Annotated in this window: 24 protein-coding genes; 8 read left to right on the top strand and 16 right to left on the bottom strand. The window is 63.3% G+C overall.

Annotated elements, in window-relative coordinates; genetic code table 11:
* Nucleotides 1-99 precede the first annotated feature (99 nt).
* Genes AC07SU_RS05700 through AC07SU_RS05670 form a run of 7 tightly spaced genes read right to left on the bottom strand, consistent with a single transcriptional unit; the run spans nt 100 to nt 4,660 of the window.
* Entirely contained in the window at nt 100-1,422 is a 1,323-nt protein-coding gene (locus AC07SU_RS05700) for a FliI/YscN family ATPase (RefSeq protein WP_494996475.1), read from the bottom strand.
* Nucleotides 1,419-2,003: a FliH/SctL family protein gene (locus AC07SU_RS05695; RefSeq protein WP_494996474.1), complete on the bottom strand. Its 585-nt coding sequence runs from the start codon at nt 2,001-2,003 to the stop codon at nt 1,419-1,421. Before AC07SU_RS05695 ends, AC07SU_RS05700 begins: the two co-directional genes overlap by 4 nt.
* A complete protein-coding gene (locus AC07SU_RS05690) occupies nt 2,000-2,614 on the bottom strand; it encodes a type III secretion protein (RefSeq protein ID WP_494996473.1) in 615 nt (204 codons plus the stop codon). The genes AC07SU_RS05695 and AC07SU_RS05690 overlap by 4 nt, the downstream gene beginning before the upstream one ends.
* Complete coding sequence (gene sctJ, locus AC07SU_RS05685) at nt 2,611-3,393, bottom strand: type III secretion system inner membrane ring lipoprotein SctJ (protein ID WP_176998803.1); 783 nt, start codon at nt 3,391-3,393, stop codon at nt 2,611-2,613. Before sctJ ends, AC07SU_RS05690 begins: the two co-directional genes overlap by 4 nt.
* A 4-nt stretch (nt 3,394-3,397) precedes the next feature.
* Nucleotides 3,398-3,832, bottom strand: a complete 435-nt coding sequence (locus tag AC07SU_RS05680; protein ID WP_016969163.1) for a hypothetical protein — start codon at nt 3,830-3,832, stop codon at nt 3,398-3,400.
* A gap of 9 nt (nt 3,833-3,841) precedes the next feature.
* Nucleotides 3,842-4,084 carry a hypothetical protein gene (locus tag AC07SU_RS05675; RefSeq protein WP_176998805.1) on the bottom strand — a complete coding sequence of 81 codons (243 nt, stop codon included), beginning with the start codon at nt 4,082-4,084 and terminating at the stop codon, nt 3,842-3,844.
* A 12-nt stretch (nt 4,085-4,096) separates the two neighbouring features.
* Nucleotides 4,097-4,660, bottom strand: coding sequence for a type III secretion protein (locus tag AC07SU_RS05670; protein WP_176998806.1), 564 nt, complete (start codon nt 4,658-4,660; stop codon nt 4,097-4,099).
* Between the two features lie 48 nt (nt 4,661-4,708).
* On the opposite strand from AC07SU_RS05670, the gene AC07SU_RS05665 reads away from it, so the two are divergent.
* Nucleotides 4,709-5,473 carry a tetratricopeptide repeat protein gene (locus AC07SU_RS05665; RefSeq protein WP_494996472.1) on the top strand — a complete coding sequence of 255 codons (765 nt, stop codon included), beginning with the start codon at nt 4,709-4,711 and terminating at the stop codon, nt 5,471-5,473.
* Nucleotides 5,474-6,000: 527 nt separating this feature from the next.
* Here the strand turns inward: AC07SU_RS05665 and AC07SU_RS05660 are convergent.
* The 7 genes from AC07SU_RS05660 to AC07SU_RS05630 all read right to left on the bottom strand — a co-directional run bounded on the left by AC07SU_RS05660 (nt 6,001) and on the right by AC07SU_RS05630 (nt 11,732).
* A complete protein-coding gene (locus tag AC07SU_RS05660) occupies nt 6,001-6,381 on the bottom strand; it encodes a hypothetical protein (RefSeq protein ID WP_494996471.1) in 381 nt (126 codons plus the stop codon).
* 14 nt (nt 6,382-6,395) lie between these two features.
* Nucleotides 6,396-7,676 carry a type II and III secretion system protein family protein gene (locus AC07SU_RS05655; RefSeq protein WP_494996470.1) on the bottom strand — a complete coding sequence of 427 codons (1,281 nt, stop codon included), beginning with the start codon at nt 7,674-7,676 and terminating at the stop codon, nt 6,396-6,398.
* Nucleotides 7,673-9,811: a type III secretion system export apparatus subunit SctV gene (gene sctV / locus AC07SU_RS05650; protein WP_494996469.1), complete on the bottom strand. Its 2,139-nt coding sequence runs from the start codon at nt 9,809-9,811 to the stop codon at nt 7,673-7,675. The genes AC07SU_RS05655 and sctV overlap by 4 nt, the downstream gene beginning before the upstream one ends.
* Nucleotides 9,808-10,143, bottom strand: a complete 336-nt coding sequence (locus tag AC07SU_RS05645; RefSeq protein WP_371319385.1) for a tetratricopeptide repeat protein — start codon at nt 10,141-10,143, stop codon at nt 9,808-9,810. The genes sctV and AC07SU_RS05645 overlap by 4 nt, the downstream gene beginning before the upstream one ends.
* Nucleotides 10,143-10,499: a hypothetical protein gene (locus AC07SU_RS05640; RefSeq protein ID WP_176998811.1), complete on the bottom strand. Its 357-nt coding sequence runs from the start codon at nt 10,497-10,499 to the stop codon at nt 10,143-10,145. Before AC07SU_RS05640 ends, AC07SU_RS05645 begins: the two co-directional genes overlap by 1 nt.
* 64 nt (nt 10,500-10,563) lie before the next feature.
* Complete coding sequence (locus tag AC07SU_RS05635) at nt 10,564-11,448, bottom strand: SctD/MshK family protein (RefSeq protein WP_494996468.1); 885 nt, start codon at nt 11,446-11,448, stop codon at nt 10,564-10,566.
* 122 nt (nt 11,449-11,570) lie between these two features.
* Nucleotides 11,571-11,732 (bottom strand): hypothetical protein, encoded by a 162-nt coding sequence (locus AC07SU_RS05630; RefSeq protein WP_016969018.1) that lies wholly within the window; start codon nt 11,730-11,732, stop codon nt 11,571-11,573.
* 703 nt (nt 11,733-12,435) lie between these two features.
* On the opposite strand from AC07SU_RS05630, the gene AC07SU_RS05625 reads away from it, so the two are divergent.
* Nucleotides 12,436-12,918, top strand: coding sequence for a winged helix-turn-helix domain-containing protein (locus AC07SU_RS05625; protein ID WP_494996467.1), 483 nt, complete (start codon nt 12,436-12,438; stop codon nt 12,916-12,918).
* 315 nt (nt 12,919-13,233) lie between these two features.
* Here AC07SU_RS05625 and AC07SU_RS05620 read toward each other — a convergent pair whose 3' ends face one another.
* Nucleotides 13,234-14,094 (bottom strand): Dyp-type peroxidase, encoded by an 861-nt coding sequence (locus tag AC07SU_RS05620; protein ID WP_494996466.1) that lies wholly within the window; start codon nt 14,092-14,094, stop codon nt 13,234-13,236.
* 127 nt (nt 14,095-14,221) lie between these two features.
* On the opposite strand from AC07SU_RS05620, the gene AC07SU_RS05615 reads away from it, so the two are divergent.
* Entirely contained in the window at nt 14,222-15,838 is a 1,617-nt protein-coding gene (locus AC07SU_RS05615; RefSeq protein ID WP_494996465.1) for an NADP-dependent glyceraldehyde-3-phosphate dehydrogenase, read from the top strand.
* 100 nt (nt 15,839-15,938) lie between these two features.
* Nucleotides 15,939-16,991, top strand: a complete 1,053-nt coding sequence (locus tag AC07SU_RS05610; protein ID WP_494996464.1) for an FUSC family protein — start codon at nt 15,939-15,941, stop codon at nt 16,989-16,991.
* A 180-nt stretch (nt 16,992-17,171) separates the two neighbouring features.
* Here the strand turns inward: AC07SU_RS05610 and AC07SU_RS05605 are convergent, their stop codons facing one another.
* Nucleotides 17,172-17,930 carry a TetR/AcrR family transcriptional regulator gene (locus AC07SU_RS05605; RefSeq protein WP_494996463.1) on the bottom strand — a complete coding sequence of 253 codons (759 nt, stop codon included), beginning with the start codon at nt 17,928-17,930 and terminating at the stop codon, nt 17,172-17,174.
* 358 nt (nt 17,931-18,288) lie between these two features.
* Here AC07SU_RS05605 and AC07SU_RS05600 point away from each other — a divergent pair, with 358 nt between their 5' ends.
* The 4 genes from AC07SU_RS05600 to AC07SU_RS05585 are packed head-to-tail and all read left to right on the top strand — an operon-like array spanning nt 18,289 to nt 22,909.
* Nucleotides 18,289-18,996 carry an ABC transporter ATP-binding protein gene (locus AC07SU_RS05600; RefSeq protein ID WP_176998820.1) on the top strand — a complete coding sequence of 236 codons (708 nt, stop codon included), beginning with the start codon at nt 18,289-18,291 and terminating at the stop codon, nt 18,994-18,996.
* Nucleotides 18,993-20,192 carry an ABC transporter permease gene (locus AC07SU_RS05595; RefSeq protein WP_494996462.1) on the top strand — a complete coding sequence of 400 codons (1,200 nt, stop codon included), beginning with the start codon at nt 18,993-18,995 and terminating at the stop codon, nt 20,190-20,192. The genes AC07SU_RS05600 and AC07SU_RS05595 overlap by 4 nt, the downstream gene beginning before the upstream one ends.
* The gene (locus AC07SU_RS05590) at nt 20,185-21,666 is read left to right on the top strand and encodes a TolC family protein (protein WP_494996461.1); all 1,482 of its coding nucleotides are present in this window, start codon (nt 20,185-20,187) and stop codon (nt 21,664-21,666) included. The genes AC07SU_RS05595 and AC07SU_RS05590 overlap by 8 nt, the downstream gene beginning before the upstream one ends.
* On the top strand, nt 21,656-22,909 hold the full coding sequence (locus AC07SU_RS05585) for an efflux RND transporter periplasmic adaptor subunit (RefSeq protein ID WP_494996460.1): 1,254 nt from the start codon (nt 21,656-21,658) through the stop codon (nt 22,907-22,909). The genes AC07SU_RS05590 and AC07SU_RS05585 overlap by 11 nt, the downstream gene beginning before the upstream one ends.
* The last annotated feature ends 47 nt before the right edge of the window (nt 22,910-22,956 follow it).

Below are 22,956 nucleotides of genomic sequence, written 5' to 3'. Positions count from 1 at the left end.
CCCCCCCCCCCCCCCCCCCCCCCCCCCCCCCCCCCCCCCCCCCCCCCCCCCCCCCCCCCCCCCGGCTCCTACAAAGGGTCGGTGTATGTCCTTGGGTTCTCATGCCAACACCTGGCGCATACGGGTCAGGGTCTGTTCCAGGTTACTCGGCTCATCCGCGTTCTGGCGCAGGAAGGCTTCAATCGCGGCGTGGCGGTTGATGGCTTCGTCAGCCAGAGGGTCGCTGCCGGCGGAGTACTCACCCACGCGGATCAGCATTTCGATCTCGCCATAACGCGCCATCAGCTCGCGGATGCGCATGGCCAGGCGCTTGTGCTCGGCACCGGCGACCTGTTCCATCAATCGGCTGCGGCTGCGCAGCACGTCCACCGCCGGGAAGTAGTTGCGCTGGGCCAGTTCGGCGCTGAGGGCGATGTGCCCGTCGAGAATCGAACGTGCCTCTTCGGCCACCGGGTCGCTGGCGGCATCGCCTTCGGTGAGCACGGTGTACAACGCGGTGATGCTGCCAGTCGGCCCGGGGCCGGCGCGCTCCAGCAGGCGCGGTAAGGCCGAGAAGAAGGACGGCGGGTAACCGCGACGGGTCGGCGGTTCACCCACTGCCAGGCCGATTTCGCGCTGGGCGCGGGCGAAGCGGGTCAGGCTGTCCATCAGCAACAGCACGTTGCGGCCCTGATCGCGGTGATATTCGGCCAGGGTGGTGGCGACAAATGCTGCCCGCACACGCTCGGCGGCCGGGCGATCCGACGTCGCGACCACCGCCACCGTGCGCGCCCGCGCCTTGGCATCCAGTTGCACGTCGAGCAGTTCACGCACTTCCCTGCCCCGCTCGCCGATCAGGCCGATCACAATCACATCGGCCTCACTGTTGCGAATAATGCTGGCCAACAACGACGACTTGCCCACGCCCGGCTCGCCAAAGATGCCCATGCGTTGGCCCTGGGCCAGGGTCAGCAAGCCGTCAATGGAACGGATCCCCAGCGCCATCGAACGCACGATCAGTTGCCGGGAAAACGGCGCAGGGGGTTCGGCGTGCAACGGGTAATGCTGCAGGGCCAGGGTTGGCGCCAGCCCGTCACCGTCGAGAAAATCACCCATGGGGCTGATCACTCGACCCAGCTGTGCATCGCCCACGGCGACGCCCAGGGTTTCGCCGGTGGCGGTGATTTGCGTGCGGGTCGACAGGCCTTCCATGGAGCCGATGGGCGACAGGATCGCCTCGTCGCCATCAAAGCCGATCACCTCGGCACTCAAGCTGCGGCCGCTGCCCGGGTCACGCAGCTGGCACAGCTCACCGATGCTCGCCCCGGCCACACTGGCGCGCAACAGCACACCCCGGATGCTCAACACGGTGCCGTGCATCGGCCGCAGGCGGGCCTGGGCCAAGCGCTCATGCAGGCGTGGCAACAGGTGCTGCAGGTTCATGCCACACCTTCTTCGGCAAACGGCAGCAGGCTGCGGCGCAGGTTCTGCAACTGCGCTTCCAGGCCCAGCTCGACGGAGCCTGCCGGGCTGTTGAGACGGGCCTGGCCGGCGCCCAGTTGCTCATCGGCGTCCACGGCAATCGCCAGGCCTTCGGACTTGAGACGTTGACGCAGGCTATCGACATCGGCGGGCGGCACCCACAGGGTCAGCGCCTGGTCCTGGCGGAACGCGCTCAGTGCTTGGCGGGTGCAGCGCGCGATACGCTCGGCGTTGTCCAGCTCACCCAGCACTTCGCGCACGATGCCCAAGGCCAGGTCGGCCAGCGACGCCTCCAGGCCGCTCAAGTAGTGCTGCACCTGGGATTGAGTGTCTACCAGCAGTTGCGCCACTTGCTCGGCACCCTCCAGGCGTGCGCTTTCAAAGCCTTCGGCACGGGCGGCTTGCAGCCATTGGTCGCTGTCGGCCTTGACCTGTTGCGCTTGCTCCTTGGCCGCTTGCAGAAACGCAAAGCCTTCAGTCCACAACGCCGCTTCTTCGGCCCGCAGGATGCGCGCCGTGGGCCGGCTCGGTAATTCACTCATGGGGTGGTGTCCTCGGCAGCCAGGCACGCAGCGGCGGCCTGCACGATTTCCAGGTCGCGGGGCAACCGGGCGCTCTGACCCTGGGGGAAGACAAAGCGCAAACGCAGCCAGCCTTGCAGGTCTGCCTGCTGGGCGTGCAACCAGGCGGCTACGCAGCCCTGGCCGTCGCGATCGATGGCATCGATCAGCTCGCCGGGGTCGCGCAGCAAATCCGCCGCACCGCCCAGTTGGCGCATTGCCAAGGCCTGGCTGAACACATCGGCGCCAAGGCCTTCGCGCAGTTCGTTGACCACGTCGCGGCGAATCTCGCGGCTCAAGGTCGAGGCGTGCCAGATGGCGCCGCACAACCTCGGCAAGCGGGCGAACTGCGCCGGCGACAACAGCAGCACCGGCAAATCAGCAGCCAGGGGCGTCACCAGCTGGTCCAGCGGGGCCAATTGATAATGGCTCACCAGCAACTGTTCCAGGCGCTGGCGAAACCGCGGCTGGCGGTGCATGGCGTGCAGCACCTCGTCCGGCAGCTCAGCGGCAAAACACGCGCCCAGGCTGGGCCCGCGCACAAACTGCAACGGCTCGGCGATCAGTCCTTGCCAACGTTCAAACACGCTCATTCACCCTCCTTGAGTACATACAACGCCTGGGCCTGGCGCCTTGCCCATTGCTGGCGAGCCAACACACCGAGGGCGCCAAGGGCGATCAGCAACAGGCCGCCGAACATCAGGCGCGCCTGGGGCAGGTTGTCTTCCAGCAGCCACAGCCCCATGAAACGCGCCAACCGTGGCTGCGCGGGGTTCTGGCTGATGGCGACGGCCGCTTTTATCGCCGTGACCGACACGCCGTCGTAGCTCAGGCCGGAGATGCCGTTGGCCACCAGGGTCTTGATCTGCGGGATCAGGGTGTTGATATCGGTGCCCGGGTCATAGCGCACCAGCACCGAGGCCGACGACGGCGAAATCACGCGCTTGAGCAAGTCGTTGTCCGGCAGCACCACGTGCACCCGCGCCGCCACGATGCCGTCGATCTGCGACACCGAGTGCGACAGTTCTTCACTCAGCGCATAGATCATCTGCGCCCGTTCCTGCACCGGCGACGACACCAGGCCGTTGCCCTTGAACACCTCGCCCATATTGGAAAAGCTCTGCTGCGGCAGGCCGGCGTTGTCGAGCAGGGTCATGGCTTCGGCGAAGCGTTCTTCGTCGACCACCACCTTGAGTTGGCCGTTGTCCTGGGTCTTGCGTTCCGCCGGGATGCCACCGCGCAGCAGCACCGCGACCATGGCGTTGGCGTCGCGCTCGCTGAGGTTGGTATAGAGGTCGGTGTTGCACGCCTGCAACAGGCTGGCCAGCAGGCCGATCAGCAACAGGCGCAGGGCGCGGTTTGGGCTTGGCATGGCGTTATTGACCCTTGAGCAGCGTGTTGGCGGAACCGGAAATCTGCGTCGCACCGCGCACCACCATCTGGGTTTCGATGGAGTAGTCGAACATCTTGCCCAGGGAGTGGACGATCTGGTCGACCTGTTGCTCGCCGACTTTCTTGCCCGGCTCGCCCTGGGGCGAAGCACTGGCCGTACGAATTTCCGCCGAGGCCGGAGGCGGCGCCGACGGGTTATTGGTGAGTACGTCGGCACGCTCGGAAAACGCCCGCGTGCGGTCGATAAAACTGTTCATGCGCTCCATCAGGCCCGAGCCGATCTGGTGCGGGCTCGCGCCTTCGGGCATGCCCTTGGCGGTATTGGCCATGTGCTCGAACAGATTCTGCGAGGCCCCTGCGGGCCCCGCGCCAGCAGACGGCGGCAAGGCCGAAGCGCCAGCGGCGAGACTGATAGTCATAAGGGTTACCTACTCGTCGTCGTCATCGGACATGGCGTCGTTCAGCAGTTCCTGCATCTTCGGCATGATGATGAACTGACCGCCGATGGTGACCGCCTGGGTGATCAGCGCATCGTTGAACTCGGCATCGCTGGTGTCGGAGGTGTCGGCCGGTTTATCGGCAGCCTTGGCGTTGTTCACCGCGGCATTGAACTTGGCTTCGGGGCTTGGGCCACCGGTGCCGGGCGTACTGTCGATCGGGGTAACGGACATGGTGCTGCTCCTTTACTGGGTTGGGGTTTCGGTACTGACTTGCGCGCCACGGAACACCCGCACACCGCGCTCGCGCGCCACCGGGGCGGCCACGACCTTGGGTTGCAGGTGATCCACATGCTGCTGCACCAGCGCCAGGTAAGGCGGTGGGCCGGACACGAACACTTCATCGCCCTCGGGGCCATTGCGCATCGACAGCTGCTGGCCGAACACGTCCAGGCTGTTGAGGTAGGCCTGCAACTGGTCCAGGTTCAGGGCACTGGCCTTGAACAGCTTGGTGGTGATCTCGTCGCTGGTGTTGAGGTACAGCAGGTTGCCGTCGAAGTACCAGGTCAGGCCGTTGGTGCTGCACAGGGTCTGCAGGAACTCACCGGCGGTGGCCGCGCGAATCGTGCTGCGGGCCTTGCCGCGCACCTTGTCGGAGAGCACCAGCGGCACGTCGAGGTTGTGGCCGAATTCTTCCAGGGCGCTGCGCACATCCTGGTCAACCAGCACGTAGGCGTACGGCTGGGAGAACCACGCCGGCTCTTCGGCAGCGCGGGCGAAACTGCTGCCGAACAGGCATAGGACGGCCATCAAAAATATGCTTACATGGCGTCCGCCTTCGCCCAACGAGTCGTGACGATGTCCAAGAATTTCCTGCTCGCCAGTACCCTGCTTTTGGCTGCCTGCTCCAGCAAACCTGCGACCGATTCCGACAAGTCGCTGCAACTGGCCAATGACCTGAGCAAACGCGGCGACTACGCCAGCGCGGCGGCGCTGTACGAACGTGCCACTGCGCAACCGGGAGCCGGCATCGACCTGTGGCTCAAGCTCGGCCAGGCCAAACTCGACGCCAAGGACGCGCTCGGCGCCGAACGCGCCTTCCAGCAAGCCCTGGGTTTGGACGCCCGCAACGCCGACGCCCTGCTTGGCCTGGGTACCGCGCAATTGCAATTGGGCAAGACCCAGCGCGCCGTCACGGCCCTGAGCCAAGCCGCAGACCTCGGCGGCTTGCCGGTGGCCTACACCCGCCTGGGTGTCGCGCAAGTCCTCAATGGCCAGGCCGCCGCGGCGCAAACCGCCTTCGCCAAGAGCCTGAGCCTCAAGCCCGACGACCTCGACAACCGCTGCAACCTGGCCCTGGCCTACGCCCTCGGTGGGCAATCGCAACAAGCGCTGGACGCCATCGCCCCCGTCACCCAATCCCCCCGCGCCCTGCCCCGGCATCAGCGCAATGTGCTGTTGGTGATGGTGTTGGCCGGGTACGAACAGCGCGTTGCCACACTGCCGCTGGATGATATTCCCGCTGCCGAGCGTGAGCGATTGGTGACGGAAGCGAAACGCATCAAAGCCATCAGCGACCCGGTGGCGCAGGCGAAAGAACTGGGGTTGGTAGCCTCCAACTGACACAACACCGCCCTGCTTTTGATCTGCTTTTGATCTCAGTCGCCCCATAAAACCACGCTGGCCGAACGCAGGCTTGAATCCGTGGGTAACCCGGCAGGACGCCGGGTTAGCCGTCCTGGGCCAGGGATGGCCCATGACGGCGGCCCACGGATTCAAGCCTGCGTTCGGGCACACCGAGCCTAGGCGAGGTGCCGAGTGGTGGGGCGAAGGCCTTTTGGTTACTTTTGGGCCTTTCCAAAAGTGACCCGCTGTAAGAGCGGAACCATAAGCCGCCGTTACCGCAGCAACGGATATGCACACAGACATACCGCTATCGCTGGCAAGCCAGCTCCTACAGTTGGAATGTGGGGTGTCAGGTAGTGTTGGGGTGGCTGGATGGGCGTCATCGCAGGCAAGCCAGCTCCCACAGTTGGAATGTGGGGTGTCAGGTAGGGTTGGGGTGGCTGGGTGGGCGCCATCGCTGGCAAGCCAGCTCCTACAGTTGGGATGTGGAGAATCAGAGAGATACCGGGTGCCAGTGAAGGAGGTCATTGTTGGCCCCCCGCTGCACCAGCCTTGGCCTCTTGCTGATCCTTGCGCCGCTGCAACTGCTCACGATCAAACCCCTCGATATACACCTGCGCCGCCCGCCCAACCGGCGCCGCCATGGCCGGGCCCGTCGCACGGCCCTGGGTCAGGTCCTGCTTGCGCTCGACCATCTGCATCAAATTCAAATTATTCGCACACCCCAACGCCAGGGTCGGCTTGAAATCCTCGCCCAGGCCAACGGTGTCCGTCGCCGGCGGCTGCTGACATTGCGTCGGCAAACCATCCGCCCGGTATTCAGAGGAGTAATACGCCGGTGCCAAGTGGGTCTGGCAGCCCATCATCGCCAGGGGCAACAGCATCAACACACGCAAAGCAGTCATCGCAGGCCCCCTCATCAATTCATGTAGAAACCGAACGCCCCGCCGCTGCGCGGTCCGGTGGCCGCTGCGGTAGCCGGTTGTGCGTCCAGGGGCGTGGCGAGGGTGCGACCGCGCACCGGCTCCACGAGGTAAGGCGTGATCAAAATCACCAGTTCGGTTTCATTGCGCTGGAAGCGCTTGGAGCGGAACAGGTTGCCCAGGATCGGCAGGTCGCCCAGCAACGGCAGTTTCTCGATGTCCTGGCTGCTTTCACGCTGGAACAGACCGGCGATGGCAAAGGTCTGCCCGCTGCCGACTTCTACCCGCGTATCGGCACGGCGCACGCTGAAGGACGGCACGTGGAAGTTGCCGAAATCCACGGTGCCGCCGCTGACCACGCTGCTGACTTCGGGGCGTACTTGCAGGGCGATGCGGCCGTTGGGCAGCAAGGTCGGGTTGAACAGCAGCGACACCCCGAACGACTTGTATTCGATGCCCACCAGGTCACGGTTGACCGGCACCGGGATCGCCACCTCGCCACCGGCGAGGAAGCTGGCGGTCTGGCCGGTCATGGCGGTGATGTTCGGCTCGGCGAGGATCTGCAGAATGCCGTTGGCCTGCAGCGCGTCGAGCATGCCGTCGATGTTCACATTGCCGGAGCCGGTGCCCGCCGTCGCCAGGCCACCGGCCGTCGCGGCCGCCAACGGGCCACCGGTGATCAGGCCGAACGAGAACGTGCCGTTGTTGAACATCGCGTTCCAGTTCACGCCGTAATGCAGCAGTTCCGAGCGCGACACTTCGGCAAACCGTACGCGCAGGTTCACCTGGGCGGCGCCGGTGTATTCGGTGGTGTTGATCGCACTTTGAAAGCCCTGGCCCTGGGGGTTGAGCAGCGCATTAAGGTCGGTGGCTTCAGCGACAGAGCCAACGGTGCCCTTGGCGATCAGGCGGTTACCGGCACCCGTGATCTGCGCGCCATTGCCGGGGTGCAGTTCCTGCATCGGTGCCGTCACCGCCTGGGTGCCACTGCTGACCGACAAGGTCAGGCTGGCAACCTGTTTACCGTCGTTGCCCAAGGCAATCAGGCTGGTATTGCCCGGTGCCTTGCCGAAGATGTAGAGCGTGCCGGGTGACACCACTTGCAGGTCGGCCACGTTCGGCTCGGCCACCAGCACCGAATCAACCGGTGCCACAAAGTGCAGGATGCGCCCTTCACCGGACGCCAGGTTAAGGGTGCCTCCGGCGCCGGCGGCAATTTCCTGGGCCTGACTGGCAGTGCAAATCAACGCGAACAACAGCACACAAAAACGCATCATGAGGCAGACGCCAGGGAAGTGACGGAAGCCGCGGCAGGCGCGCGACGGTTGGAGATATCGGTGAGGCTGATGGTCACCAGCGCTTGCAGGTTGTACTCGGTGGCCAGCTCGCGGAACGACAACACCGCCAGGTCCAATTCGCCGCGCAGCACCAGGCGACGCAGGCTGCGGCGCAGTTCCGGGTGCACCAGCAATACCGCGCTGTTGACCTCGCGGGTGTTCTCACAGGCCTGGCGCAACTGGGCGAGCAAGGCGCGGCTGATGTCTTCGGGGATCAATTCACGCTGAGGCTCCTGGCGGCGCAGGGATGCGCGCAACTGGTCTTCCAGGCCCGGCGCCAAGACCAACGCACCGATGACGCGGTTGCGGTCGGCGTACTGATGGCTGATCTGGCGCGCCAGTGCGGCACGCAGGTGTTCGGTCAGGCGCCCGGCGTCGGTTTCGCGAGCGCCCCACTCCACCATGGCTTCGAGCAACGCACGCTGGTTGCGGATCGACACGCCTTCACCCACCAGCAAGCGCAGGGTTTCGGCCACCCGTTGCAGGGGCACCAGGCGCAAGGCTTCCTTGACCAGTTCGCCGTAGGTGGCTTCGGTGCGTTCCAGCAGCAAGCGGGTTTCCTGGATACCGAGGAAGTCAGCGGCATAGCGGCGCAGGCTGCGTTCGAGCACACCGCGCAGCACTTCATCAGGTAGCAGGAAACCGATGCCGGCGTTGCGCAAGGTGTCTTCGTGCTGGCGCTCGATCCAGTGCGCGCTCCGGCCGTTGAGCGGTGAATCGGCCTGCTCGGTGGCGATGTCCAGCAACTGCACATGCACCGGGTCGTCCTGCAGCAACAGGCAGTTGATCGGCAACTCGCCTTCGCTCACCGGCACGCCTTCCAGGGACACGCGGAAGCTGCCGGGCGTGGCCTTGGCTTCCATGTAGATGCCTGGCACCGGCACATCCACGCCCAGGTCGGTGCGAATGTCGTGACACAACGCCTCGACCCGCTGGCGCAGCAACTGGCGTGGCGCGCTCTGGGACAAGCCGCTGCCAAGGGTCAGCAGCACGCGGGTGTCGGGCAGCAGGTTGTCATCCAGTTCGGCTTGCACGTCAACCACCGGCTCCGGCAGCTCGGCCAGCACCTGAACCTCGTCCTCGGGCTGGCGGTTATGGCGGCGATACATCATGAACGCTGCGCCACCAAACACCGCCGACAAGCCGATAAACACCCACGTCGGGAAGCCCGGCAACAGGCTCACGCCGATCATGATCAGCGCGGTCAACCCCAGCGCACGGTAGCTGGCGCCGAGTTGCTTGATGATCTCGCTGCCCAGGTCGCCGGCTTCGCCGTCGCTGTTCACACGGGTCACCACCGTGCCCGCCGCCACCGAAATCAGCAGCGCCGGGATCTGTGCGATCAGGCCGTCACCCACGGTCAACAGCGAGTAGGTGTGCACCGCGACGCCAAAGGGCATGTCGCGCTCGATCATGCCGATCAGCATGCCGCCCAGCAGGTTGACCGCCAGGATCACCAGGCCGGCGATGGCATCGCCTTTGACGAATTTCATGGCGCCGTCCATCGCGCCGAACATCTGGCTTTCACGCTCCAGGCGCGAACGACGACGACGGGCTTCGGCCTGGTCGATATCGCCGTTGCGCAGGTCGTTGTCGATGCTCATCTGTTTGCCGGGCATCGCGTCCAGGGTGAAGCGCGCGGCCACTTCCGCCACGCGCTCGGCGCCCTTGGTGATCACCACGAACTGCGCCACGGTGATGATCAGGAACACCACCATGCCCACCACCACTTGGCCTGCGATCACGAAGTCGCCGAAGGCCTTGACGATGTGGCCGGCGTCGCCGTGCAGCAGGATCAAGCGTGTGGTGGTGATCGACAGCGACAAGCGGAACAGCGTGCTGAGCAGGATCAGCGGCGGCAGCGCGGAGAACTCCACGGAATGGCCGATGTAGAACGCGACGATCAGGATCAGGATGCTCAGGGCAATGTTGAGACCAATCAGCGCATCCACCAGGTAGGTGGGCAGCGGGATGATCATCATCACAATCGCCATCAGCATAAAGGCGACAATGATCACGTCGGTGCGCTGCGCAGCGAGGCGCGCCAGGTTGTTCAGGCGGTTGAGTGCACTCATGCTCCGGCCCTGCGTGCGGCCAGGTAGCGTTTGAAGCATTGGCGCGCCTCGTCCTTGCGCTCGCCGTACCACAGCGCACGGGCGCGCAGCAGCAACAGGCTGGCGGACTCGCCTTCCAGGGCGACCAGACGGTCCAGGGCACCCAACGCACGGGTGGCATCGCCGCTGTCGGTGAAGGCCAGCACCAGCGAACGCAGCAGCACGCCGTCCTGGGGCGCGACACTGACGGCGATCAGCAACATCACCAGGGCGCGCTGGGACTGGCCATTGCGCCGGTACAGCTCGCCAATGCCCTTGAGCAGTTGCACGGCGTCGTCGTTATCGCGGGCCATCAGGCATGTACCTCCGAGCGTTGCTGTTCGAGGTTGCGGCGCATCTCGATCTCTTCGCCGATCAACTCGGTGGCCAGTTCCTTAATGTGCGGCTCGGCGTCCAGGGTCGGCAGGATGTGTTCCATCACGTGCTCCAGCAGCTCCAGGGAACGTGCGCTGCCAAACAGCAGCGAGTCGACGCCGGCGGCGCTGGTGAGTTCTTCAAGGTCACTGCGCAGGGAGCGGCGTGTCTGGGTCTTGCGGGTCTTGAGGACCGCTTCGAATGCGGTCGCCTGGCGCGAACTGACCGGACGAATGGCTTCGACCGGCGCGCTGCGTACGTCACTTTGGATGAGCGGGCGGGGTTCGACTTTCATGCATGGGCTCGTATTGGGCGTAGGGCGCTCCTACGGTTGGATCGTGTGCATTCCATGGACGTGCTCATAACGTGAAGGTAAAGCGCTCCTCGCCTCGGGCGAGAATCACTTGGTTGTTCTCGATGCGCTCCAGCACCCAGTTGTCCGCCAGTGCCGCGCCGGGGTACAGGCGCTTGCCGCTGTCGTTGATCACATAAGGGTTGGTGCCGAACCACACGGCCTGGAACCGCACACGCGGCCGCGCAGCATCCGCGCGCGCGGTGACCCGGGGGTTGAGTACCACTTGCTGGCCGTAACGCTGGTCAAAGGCTTGTTGCAAGGCCAGCCACTGCGGTTTCTGGGACTGCTCGAAGGTGCCCACGGCGCTGAGCTGACCGTTGCCGTTGCTGACCTTGATGCCGTCCAGACGGGCTGCCAGCAATTGCTGTTCAAGCCAGGTTTTGGCCTGCTCGCGGGAAGGTTTTTTCACGGCCGGCGTCTCGGCCACGGCGGCTGCGGGAATCAGCGGTGCTTCGCTGCGAAACGCCAACGCGCCCGCACAGATGAACAGCAACGCCGTGGCGACGATCCACGGCGTCCACTTGCGCGGTGCGGCCACAGGCTGTTCTGCGCCCGCCGGCAGTGCCAGGCTCACGCCTGCCGCGCCAATACGCAGTTGCAAGGGCAGCCGCGCGCGATGGCCGCTGCCTTGGGGAATACGCACCAGACCGGCGATCAGCACCTCACCACCCAGGGCCTCGACCGCCACGTGCCCGCCTTCAAAACGCAGGCGCAGGTGCAGGCCGGCAATGCCGGGATCGCTGAGTACAAGATCGGCCGCCAGGTCGGCGCCGATGGTATAGACCGGCTGGTCGAGCACCAGGGAACTGCCCTGGTGCAAACCACCGGTCACTGTCAGGGTCGGTGCGCCAATACCGGCGACCGGACCCAAAGAAATCAAGGCTGTCATGTTCGGGTTTGCCCCCTTGAGAATCACAGGCCGCAGGCACGCCTGTGCCGATCAACAACGGTGCAACGGGGTCAACAATCAGGAGGTAAACGGGCAGCGCCGGCGCCGCCCGTTTTGGCGAATCAGTTCTGCGGACGCTGTTTGGTGGCGTCGAGCTCCGCTTTTTTCGCGGTGCTGATTTCGGTGATCTTGGCCGACTTCTCGATAGCCATGTTGAAGGTCGCTTCCATCTTCGCGATAGCGTCGTCGGCGCCGCCTGCTTTTACTGGTGGGACATCAGCCATGTTCATCTCCTTGCATCGATAGGGAAGTTATTCAGTTGCGCAACAGCAAACTGAAAGTATGCAAACCGGTGAATGCCCAAAACGTCAGACAGTGAGCTTTCGAACCGCCGTTGGTTTGCATGGGATCCATACTACTCAGGATCAAAACGCCTTCGCTGTGAAAGCTTGTGAAACGTTTCAGATACAGCGTGTGAAAGGTTTGGCTCAACGTTGCGTTGAGAAAAACTCACCAGACCAGGGTCATGGAACTTTTATAAAAAATTCAAGACACGCCAGAACCCCCTGTTTACGGGGCTCTCACTCTGACTCATCGAGCCTTGCTGCCCAGCAAACCTGCACCGAAGTGACTGATAGGTCACACCTTCACAACTTTTTTCGGGACAACTTCACATTTTTCGCTAATAGCCTTTTGCCCAACTTCCCAGATATTTCCATTTGTAACAAAAGCGACTTAATGATCGCGTTTGATAGCTCGGCGCGAGTGACCTTAAACCTCGTGGGCAACTAATTTTTCCAAGAAAATTAGTACAGTTGCACTAATAGCCAAAACCCTTAGTTCGCAGGCGCCGCTATATGAAAGAACTTCCAGGTGCTCCATGACTGCACATTCGATCCCTGCAATCACTACCTGACCCTCCCCTGCAACCCGGCGCAAAAGGGAGCCGCACCGGGCTGTGATTCCAACGCATAAAGGTTAAATGACATGACGTACCCGACCCGCAGCTACCTCACCGATGACGCTTCCTTCGAGATCCACTTCGGCCCGTTTCGCCTGCTGCCCCAACGTCATCTGCTGCTCAAGCACGGGCAACCCGTGGCGTTGGGCAGCCGTGCCCTGACCTTGCTTATCGCCCTCGCCTCACGGCCCGGCAAACTGCTGGAGAAAACCGAACTGCTCGACATCGCCTGGCCAAAACTGGTGGTGGAAGAATGCAACCTGCGCACGCAGATCAAGACACTGCGGCGTGCCCTCGACGACGATGATTCGTTCTACATCGCCACGGCGCCGGGCCAGGGCTACCGTTTTGTGGCGCCGACGTGGTTCGAGCAGGCGCCTACGCCCAAGCCCGTGGTCAAGGAGCCGGTGGTGCTGGGGGTGTATGGCTGCCGCCACTGCCGGGGCGCCGGGATGATGCCGCTGTTTGCGCAGCGCCAGGCGGCGCACAGGGATATGCAGAACAACTGATCGAGAGGATGGGGGGCACGACGCACCCACTGTAGGAGCCGGCTTGCCGGCGATCGCGGTCTATCCGTTGCAGCGATGCAAGCTGACGCATCGCCATCGCTGGCAAGCCAGCGCCTACAGGTTTGGCGCTGTGGCGCATATCCAAGGTAGGAGCCGGCTTGCCGGCGATCGCGGTCTATCCGTTGCAGCGATGCAAGCTGACGCACCGCCATCGCTGGCAAGCCAGCTCCTACAGGTTTGGCGCTGTGGCGCATATCCAAGGTAGGAGCTGGCTTGCCGGCGATGCAGGCGGCTCGGTATGTCAGGTAGATGGAGCTACGCGAGTGCGCTCAGGTCCAGGTGCCCGTCCTTGATCGGCGGGCACCAGTAGTAGCCACCGGTCAGCGGTGTGCTGATGCGGTACAGGCCATCGACAATCCCGTCTTCCAGCCCGCTCATGCGGCGCAGTTGTGCTTCGAACGCGTCGAAGGAATGGCCAAACGCGAGGAACATCAACCCCGCCTGGCCGTTCTCGGCCCATGGCATCGAACGGCGCACCACGAAGGCTTCCGGGGTGAAGCTTTCCTGGGCCGTGCGCTTGGTGTGGGCGGACGCCGGGGCGTCGTCCAGTTCTTCGTTGTCGCCATGGCGACGGCCGATGATGTGGTCGCGCTCCTGGGCTGGCAGCGCGGCAAAACCGTCAAGATCGTGCTGCCACTGCTGGATCGCGGCGAAGCTGGCGCCGCTGTCGGTCAGGGCGGCTTCGACGGCGGCGTCGTCGTGGGGGTTTTCGGTGCCGTCTTCGTAATCGGTCAGGTCAAAGCCGGTCTTGTAGCGGAAGCCTTCGGTCATCTGCACCAGGCGAAACGCCGGGGCCAGGGCTTTTTCAAACGCGCGGCTGCGCAGCAGCAGTTCACCGCGATCCACCCCGTGCAACCACACCCACAACGCCTGCTGCGTCGACGGGTTGTGCGCGCCCGGGCCGCTGACGGCCGGGAATGGGCGCAGGCCATCAATGTGAACACCCAAAGCGTTTACCAGCGGCTCACCGAAACCGACCACCGCCGCCGAATCGGTCAACTGCACCAGTGCGTCCAGCGCTGCGGGCACGGCGGCCAGGCTTTCCACGGCAAAAAACAGATGGCGTGCCTGCAACGGCACCGGTGCGGCAAGAATGCCCGGCTGGTACTGACTCATGTGAACTCCTTCTGAAAAGCCGCGCAGTTTACCCGCAGGCGTAGAAGAAAGCGCGCAAGCCTTGCCATAGAGCCTGTTGTTGGGTGACTCTCTAGTCATGTTTTGCAACTATTCCAGGGGTAGCGACATGACCACCAGCAACCTGCTCGCCCAGCTGTTTCCCGCCACCGCCGCCGAGATTCCCGCGCAATTCCAGCTTGGGGCGCCCATTGAACAACGGGATTACCTGGTCGATGGCCAGTTGCACGTGTGGAACGGTCCCTTGGCCCGGGTACAAAGCCCGGTGCAGTTCGGTGAAGAACGCGTGCACATTGGCAGCACGCCGCTGCTGGACGCCGAAACCGCCCTCACCGCCCTGGACGCCGCCGTGCGCGCTTACGACCGGGGCCAGGGTGAATGGCCGACGATGCGCGTGGCCGATCGGATCCAGCACGTAGAAGCGTTTTTGCGGCGCATGCGCGAGCAGCGCGAAGCGGTGGTCAAGCTGCTGATGTGGGAGATCGGCAAGAACCTCAAGGACTCGCAAAAAGAATTCGACCGCACCTGCGACTACATCACCGACACCATCAACGCCCTCAAGGAACTCGACCGCCGCAGCAGCCGTTTCGAGCTGGAACAGGACACCCTCGGCCAGATCCGCCGCGTGCCCCTGGGCGTGGCGTTGTGCATGGGCCCCTACAACTACCCGCTCAACGAAACCTTCACCACGCTGATCCCGGCGCTGATCATGGGCAACACCGTGGTGTTCAAGCCGGCCAAGCTTGGCGTGTTGCTCATCCGCCCGTTGCTGGAGGCGTTCCGCGACAGCTTCCCGGCCGGGGTGATCAACGTGATCTACGGCAGCGGCCGCGAAACCGTCAGCGCGCTGATGGCCAGCGGCAAGATCGATATCTTTGCGTTCATCGGCACCAACAAGGCCGCCAGCGACCTGAAAAAGCTGCACCCCAAGCCACACCGTTTGCGTGCTGCCCTGGGCCTGGACGCGAAAAACCCCGGCATCGTGCTGCCCGACGTGGACCTGGACAACGCGGTGAGCGAAGCCGTCACCGGTTCGCTGTCGTTCAACGGCCAGCGTTGCACGGCGTTGAAAATCCTGTTTGTGCATGAAGCCGTGGTCGACAGTTTTATCGAAAAATTCAATAAGAAGGTGGCCACGCTTAAGCCCGGAATGCCGTGGGAAGACGGCGTGGCGCTGACGCCCTTGCCCGAAGTGGGCAAGGTGGATTACCTCAACGGGCTGGTGGCGGATGCCGCGCAGCACGGCGCCAAGGTGGTGAATGAGCACGGCGCCGAGAGCCGTGGGTCGTTCTTCTACCCGGCGGTGCTGTACCCGGTGAACCCGCAGATGCGCGTGTACCACGAAGAACAGTTCGGCCCGGTGGTGCCGATCGTGCCGTACCGCGACCTGGAAACCGTGATCGAGTACGTGCTGGACTCGGACTTCGGTCAACAGCTGAGTCTCTTCGGCACCAACGCCGTGGAAGTCGGGCGCCTGGTCGATACCTTCGCCAACCAGGTCGGCCGCATCAACATCAACGCCCAGTGCCAGCGCGGGCCGGACACCTTCCCGTTCAACGGGCGCAAGAATTCGGCCGAGGGGACGTTGTCGGTGCATGACGCGTTGCGGGTGTTCTCGATCCGCACACTGGTGGCGACCAAGTTCCAGGAGAGCAACAAGGCGCTGGTCAGCGACATCCTGCGCAACCGCGATTCGAGCTTCCTGACTACCGACTACATTTTCTGACACTCCCCCTGTAGGAGCCGGCTTACCGGCGATGGCGCCCGCAAGATCGCCATCGCCGGCAAGCCGGCTCCTACAGGGTCCTGGCTTGAAGTTAGACCTCATGAATATGATCTTCCGGCGCCTGTTGCGCCCTCTGCTCGATCCCTACCGCCGCTACCGCCACGCCAAGCTGATCCACGCCGTGCGCGTGTCCATCGGCTTGCTGGCGACGATCCTGCTGACCACCGGCATCAACCTGCCCCACGGTGAATGGGCATCGGTGACCATGCTGATCGTGATCGGCGGCTTGCAGCATCACGGCAATATCGGCAAAAAAGCGGTGGAGCGCGCCTACGGCACCTTGATCGGCGCCAGCGTCGGTTTGTTGCTGGTGCTGCAACAGGCTTATTTCGGCGAGCCGCTCTTGACCTATCTGTTGATGTCGGTGGTGTGCGGGTTCTTTTCCTATCACGCCATCGGCAAGGGCGGGTACATCGCGCTGCTGTCGGCAATCACGGTGTTTATCGTCGCAGGCCACGGGGACAATCCGATCTCCGATGGCCTGTGGCGTACCGTGGACATCCTGATCGGTATCGTGTTGGCGCTGGCTTTCTCCTTCGCCCTGCCGCTGTATGCGGTGTATTCGTGGCGCTACAACCTGGCCAGTGCCTTGCGTGACTGCGCCGAGATTTATAGCCGGATCATCAGCGGGCGGTCAGTGACCGACGATGAACACCTCAAGCTGATGAACCGCCTCAACGCGGCGATGCTGCAATTGCGTTCGTTGATGCCGTCGGTGTCCAAGGAAGTGCGCATCTCCATGACCGAACTGGATGCGATCCAGCGCCACCTGCGCATGTGCATCAGCACCCTGGAGATTCTGGGCAATACGCGGCCGGACCCGCGCGATGAACAGGCAAGCGCGCGGATGCAGGTGATGTTGAAGGCCGAGCACCGGCAGATCCGCGTGCAGTTGGTGGGGATGGCGCGGGCGTTGAAATCGGGGGTGACGGAGCGTTTGGAGCGTACCAGCCACATCGGGGTAGAACCCGCACTGGACGCGCCGGTTTATAGCGCTTTGGATGGTTATCGCTTGTTGACCGTGCAATTGGCGCAGAACGTGGACGCAATGCGCCAGCGGCTGGCGAAGAGCGCCGGCCACTGGAAAATCTGAATTCGGCGGGCACAATAGGAAAATTCAGAAACGTTTACACATCTCAACGTTTTCACACTTTCCCTTACAAACTTTTCACGTTTTATTCACATCCCGAGCCGTAGTGTGAAGCCTCATCCGTTACAAATGCTTCACATCAAACCCGCCGCCCCAGCGGGTTTTTTTTGCCTGGAATTCGAGCTAGCGCGAGGCCTTGGCAACCGGTTCATTGGCCTGTTCGCGAATGGCGCGCTGGGTGTCCAGCACCTTGGCCAAGGCATTCTCGGCCTCCGGGCTCTGCTGCGGCACACGAATCGCCGCTGACACCAGGGTGATCAACTTGGCCATCACCTCGGCATCCGTGGCTGGACGGCCCAGGCTCATGGAGTTCATCAACAGGCGCAGTTCAGTGCCGGCCATGACCCCGGAAATCGCCTTGAGGGCAAATTGCAGGCGCACCCCCAACTCATTGCGTGGCAGGTCGGGCAAGGCCAGGGCGAAGGCTTCGAAGAAACGCTGGAACACCGGCTGGTAATGCACCTTGAGGTATTCCTGGATAAACGGCGAGGTGTCGCTGTAGACCCGGCCCAGGAACCGGATAAACGAACGCCCTTCCCCGCTGGCGCTGGCCGGGTCACTGCGCTCCAGGCCCATGGCCGGGGCAAACAGCACGCCGAGCAAGGTATCGCAATCGAGCGGGCCGTCGGATTCGGCTTCGCAGCGCGCGAGCAATTCCAGGCGCTGCTCGTTGAGCGGCTCCAGGCGTTGCATCAACAGGGTTTTCATCAGGGAATCCTTGTCCCCGAAGTGGTAGTTCACGGCGGCCAGGTTCACCTGGGCGCGCTCGGTAATCTGCCGGAGCAGCACGGCGTCATAGCCGTATTTGATGAAGAGAGCCTCTGTCGCATCCAGCAGTCGAGTCTTGGTAACGTTTGGAGCGCTGAGTTTCTTCGCGACCATAGGGGTTCCACGTGGGAAATATTGTTTTAAAAAATAATTTGATTTTTTATACCGGGGCGGCCTTTCGAAAGCAAGTAGTGACACTGCGCCATACTACTAAAAGCCTGTATAAACGGGCACATCGCCGCTAGCTGAGACGTTTTTTTGCCCCTCGGAACGGCCGCTGGAAAAATCGTTTCAAAGGGTAAAACCGCTCTACATCCATGGCTGGCGGAGCGCCTGGAACACGGTTACTATTCAAACAATATTTTAAAAACAAGAAATAAAACCAGTCCGTGACGCGTACCAGGCAGCTCCCGAACTTGTTACAAGGATTTACCGGGGGCATGGAGGCACCGTCGAGACTGCAGGCGTAGTCATGATGACAGATATCCCCGCGCACCCAGGCTTGATCTCCCTGCAAGGCATCGGCAAGCGTTATCAGCTCGCCGGGCAAGAACTGTCCATTCTCAATGATGTGTGCCTGTCCATCGCCAGTGGTGACAGCTGCGGCATTCTCGGTGCTTCCGGCTCCGGCAAAAGTACCCTGCTCAACATTCTCGGCCTGCTGGACCTGCCCAACTGCGGCGAGTATCACTTTGCCGGTCACGATATCTTCAGCGCCAGCCCCGACCAATTGGCCGCGATCCGCAATCAGCAGATCGGTTTCGTGTTCCAGAGCTTCAACCTGCTGCCGCGCCTCAGCGCCCTCGACAACGTCGCCCTGCCCCTGAGCTACCGGGGTGTATCACGCCACGAGTCGGTGGAGCAGGCCCTGCGCATGCTCGACCAGGTTGGCCTGGCCGAACGCGCCCATCACCGCCCCGCCGACCTCTCCGGCGGCCAGCGCCAGCGTGTAGCGATTGCCCGGGCGCTGGTGGGCAAGCCCTCGGTGATCCTCGCCGACGAGCCCACCGGCAACCTCGACAGCACCACCGCGCAAGAGATCATGGACTTGCTCCTGGCCCTGAACCGCGAGCAACAGGTCACCCTGATCATCGTCACCCACGACCCTCACATCGCCGAACGCCTGGACCGCAAGATCCTGGTGCGCAACGGCGTGGTGCAAGAGGCTGGAGGCCTATGAGCCTGCGGGTCGAACAGAGCCTCAGCCAGTTGCTGCATGAAGCCTTCGTGAGCCTGCGCACCCTGGGCAAACGCTCGGTCCTGGCGCTGCTGGGCATTGTCATCGGCAGTTCGTCCGTGGTGGCCCTGATCAATATCGGCCACAACGCGGCGGTCGACGCCGCGATGATTTTCAAGGACATGGGCACCGACACCCTGGTGGCCCAGTTCCCCCCGAAAGGCAACAGCACTGCCCCGATGCGCGCCCGCCTTGATCTGGAAGCCGTGCGCGAGGCCGTGCCGGGCATCGCTCACATTGGTGCGCTCACTTTGTTCAGCGGGCCCATGGTTTTCCATGGCCGCACCACCAATGCGAACTTTGTCGGCACAACACCGGACATTAAAGACGCTATGCGCATCGTCGTACGTGAAGGCCGCTTCCTGTCCGTCTTCGACGCCAATGAAACTTATGGCGTGATCGGGGACCAACTCGCCCAAGCCTTGGGCGCCCCCGGCGACCCGATCAAACTGGGCGACCGCGTGCGCATCAATGACTATCTGTTTCTGGTGGTGGGCATTCTCCAGAGCCAGCCGCGCGCCATATTGATGCCCGTACAAGCCAACGAATCACTGTTCATTCCCGCCGAAGGCATGCGCCGTATCTACGCCACGCCGCAGATCGGCAACGTCATCATCCGCGCCACGCCCGGCCAGGACATGGAACGTATCGCCCACAACGCCGCCACCGAACTCCAACGCCAACTCACCGACCACACGGTCGACATCCAGGTGCCTCAGCAAATGATCGACGGCATGACCCGGCAAAGCCGCACCTTTGCTTACCTGTTGCTGGCCCTGGGGGCTATCTCGCTGGTGGGGGGCGGCGTGGGCGTGATGAACGTGATGCTGATGAATGTCTCGGAGCGCCGCCGCGAAATCGGTATCCGCATGGCGCTGGGCGCGCGCCAGCGAGACATCCGCAACCTGTTCCTGCTCGAAGCGGTCACGCTGACCGCCGTGGGCGCACTGTGTGGCGCGGTACTGGGCATGACAGCCGCCTGGCTCTATGCGTGGATGTCGGGCTGGGCATTTGTGCTGGCGGCCGCCGCCTTGCCCCTGGGGGTGGGCAGTACTTTGCTGGTGGGGTTGTTCTTCGGGATCTACCCGGCGGTGTCGGCCTCCAAGTTGCAGCCGGTGGAGGCCCTGCGCGATGAATAAAGGCCTGTTGCTGGCCCTCGCCCTGGCAAGCCTGCCCTGCGCGGCGGCCGACGTGGTGATCAACCCATCGGCCCCCAGTACCACACGCAGCGGCTACGACCGCAGCGTTTCGCTGAACGCCCAGGTCACCACCATGACCCTGGGTGATGCGGTGTACCTGGGCCTGCGCAACAACCCGGCGATTCGCAGCGCGTACCTGCAGCGGGTGGCGCAGAAATTCGACCTGCGCGTCGCTGAAGACACGTTCAACCCCAAGCTCACCCTCAACAGCTACTACCGCAACACTCGCGGCTCGGCGGACAACTCGCGCAACGCCAACCTGGCGCCGAACGCAACCCTGCTCGGCGAGTACGGCACGCGCTTGAGCATGGCCTGGACCCAGCAACTGAACAACGCCGACCGCGCCGGGCGCTACCGCAGCGATGGCCTGGACCTGGCGATCATCCAGCCGCTGATGCGCGGCGCCGGCTGGGACGCCACCACCGCACCGCTGCGCCTGTCACGCCTGTCGGAACAGGCCAACCGCCTGAACCTCAAGGCCACCGTGGCGCAGACCATCAGCCAGATCATCGCCACCTACCGCGAACTGCTGCGCGCCCAGGAACAACTGAGCATCGTGCAGGACGCCCTCAAACGTTCCGGGACCTTGCTGGAGGTGAACAAGGCACTGATCGCCGCCGGGCGCATGGCCGAGTTTGAGATCGTGCAGACTGAAGCCGATATCGCCACCCAGCAACTGGGCGTGGAAGAGGCCCAGAACCAGCTCGACACCAGCCGCCTGGCCCTGCTGCGCCTGCTGGCACTGGACTTGTCGACGCCGATCCGCGCCAGTGAAGCCCTGGAGGCCAAGCCGATGGTCATCGACAAGCGCCAGGCCTTCAACCTGGCGCAGACCCAGCAGCCGGAATACCTTGCCGCCCTGCTCGGCAGCCAGCAGGCCGACCTCAACCTGGTAATCGCCAAGGACTCCGGACGCTGGCAAGTGGACCTGGTGGCCGGGGCCAACCAGATACGCGATGCCTACAACAACGACGCCGGCAATACCAACAACCGCACCTGGGACAGCTACGCTGGGGTGCAGGTACAGATCCCCATCGGCGACATCAGCACGCGCCAAGCCGAAGTGCGCGCGCGGGTCAATGTGGAAGACCAGGAGATCCGCATCACCGACGCACGCCAGGAACTGGAGCGCAGCGTCAACGACGTGGTGCGTGACCTCGGCACTCGCTGGCGCCAATATGAAATCTCCCAGCGCGCGGTGGAACTGTCGCGGCGCAAGATCGAGATCGAACGGGAAAAACTCAGCGCCGGGCGCTCCACCAACTTTCAGGTGTTGAGCTACGAAACCGATTTGCGCAACGCCGAAAACGCGCAGCTTAATGCGCTGATTGCTTATCTGAACGCCCAGACCCAGCTCGATTTGACCCTGGGCATGACGCTGGAAAGTTGGGAAATCGCCCTCAATGACTACTAAAAACAAACGCCTGCTGGGTGCTGTGTTGATCGTGCTGTTGGCGGGTGCGGGCATCGCCCTGCTGAGCGTGCGCAGCCCTGCCGCCAACCAGACCGCCGCAGCCGAACAGTGGCTGGCAGTGAAACCCGACCCCCTGGTGCATCAGATTGGCCTGGTGGGCAAGATCGAACCCGACACCACCATCACCCTCACCGCGCCCTTCGACGGCAATGTGCAGGCCAACCTGGTGGAACAGGGCCAGCGTGTGGAGGCCGGCCAAGTGCTGTTGCAGATGGACCCGTCCACTCTCGAAGTGCAATTGCGCGATGCCTTGTCTGCGCAACTCAAGGCCCGACGCACCGTGCAGGAAATGCAGGATTGGGACAGCGGCACGACGGTCAGCCGCGCGCGTCGCACCCTGCGCACGGCGGAGATGACCGCCGGCAATAACCAACGCAAACTCACCGAAAGCGAGAACCTGTTCAAGCGCGGCATCATCCCGCGCAATGAGCTCGACGACCTGCGGCAACAAACCCAACAGCAGCAACTGGACCTGGCCTCGGCACGCAGTGAACTGCAACAGGCACTGGATCAGGGCAAAGGCGAGTACCGCCAGATCGCTGACATGGAGCTGACCAACGCCACGGTGAAATACGACGCCCTGCACAAACTGCTCGATGGCCGCGAGGTGAAGGCGCCGTTTTCCGGCATCGTGGTCCCGGCTCCCGGCAACAGCAGTTCGTCCCAAGGCGGCGGCAATAACAATGCCCCCGTGCAGGCTGGCAGCAAGGTGAGCCAGGGTCAGGTGCTGTTCGGCCTGGCCAATATCGAACGGCTCAAGATCGTCGCCAGGGTTTCGGAGCTGGACATCAACCAGTTGCATCAGGGCCAGGCCGTGGAGGTGATGGGCGACGGGTTCGACGGTGAACGGCTGACCGGTTCCGTCAGCGTGGTCAGTGGCCTGGCAATTGCGGGCGATAGCCAGGGCAGCGCTCAGTTTCCGGTGACCCTGTCGATTCCCAAGCTCACGCCGCAACAGTTACAGCGGGTGCGGCTGGGGATGAGTGCGCGGTTGACCATTGTGACCTACAACAATGAGCAGGCGATTGTGGTGCCGGCGCAAGCGATCAGCGGGGGTGAGGTGGAGTACCGGGAGGCGATGGATAAGCCGGTTGAGCGGGTGAAAGTCACCACCGGGCAGTCCACGCCACAAGGCGTGGAAGTGTTCGGCCTCAAACCCGGCTTCGTAAAGACCGGAAGCTAACCCACCCTTCCTCTGTGGGAGCTGGCTTGCCTGCGATAGCGGACTAT

The sequence above is a fragment of the Pseudomonas sp. GW821-FHT05H12 genome, from assembly GCF_059419385.1.
Note: the sequence above shows the minus strand (reverse complement) of the source record. Positions and strands in the feature narration are given on the sequence as shown.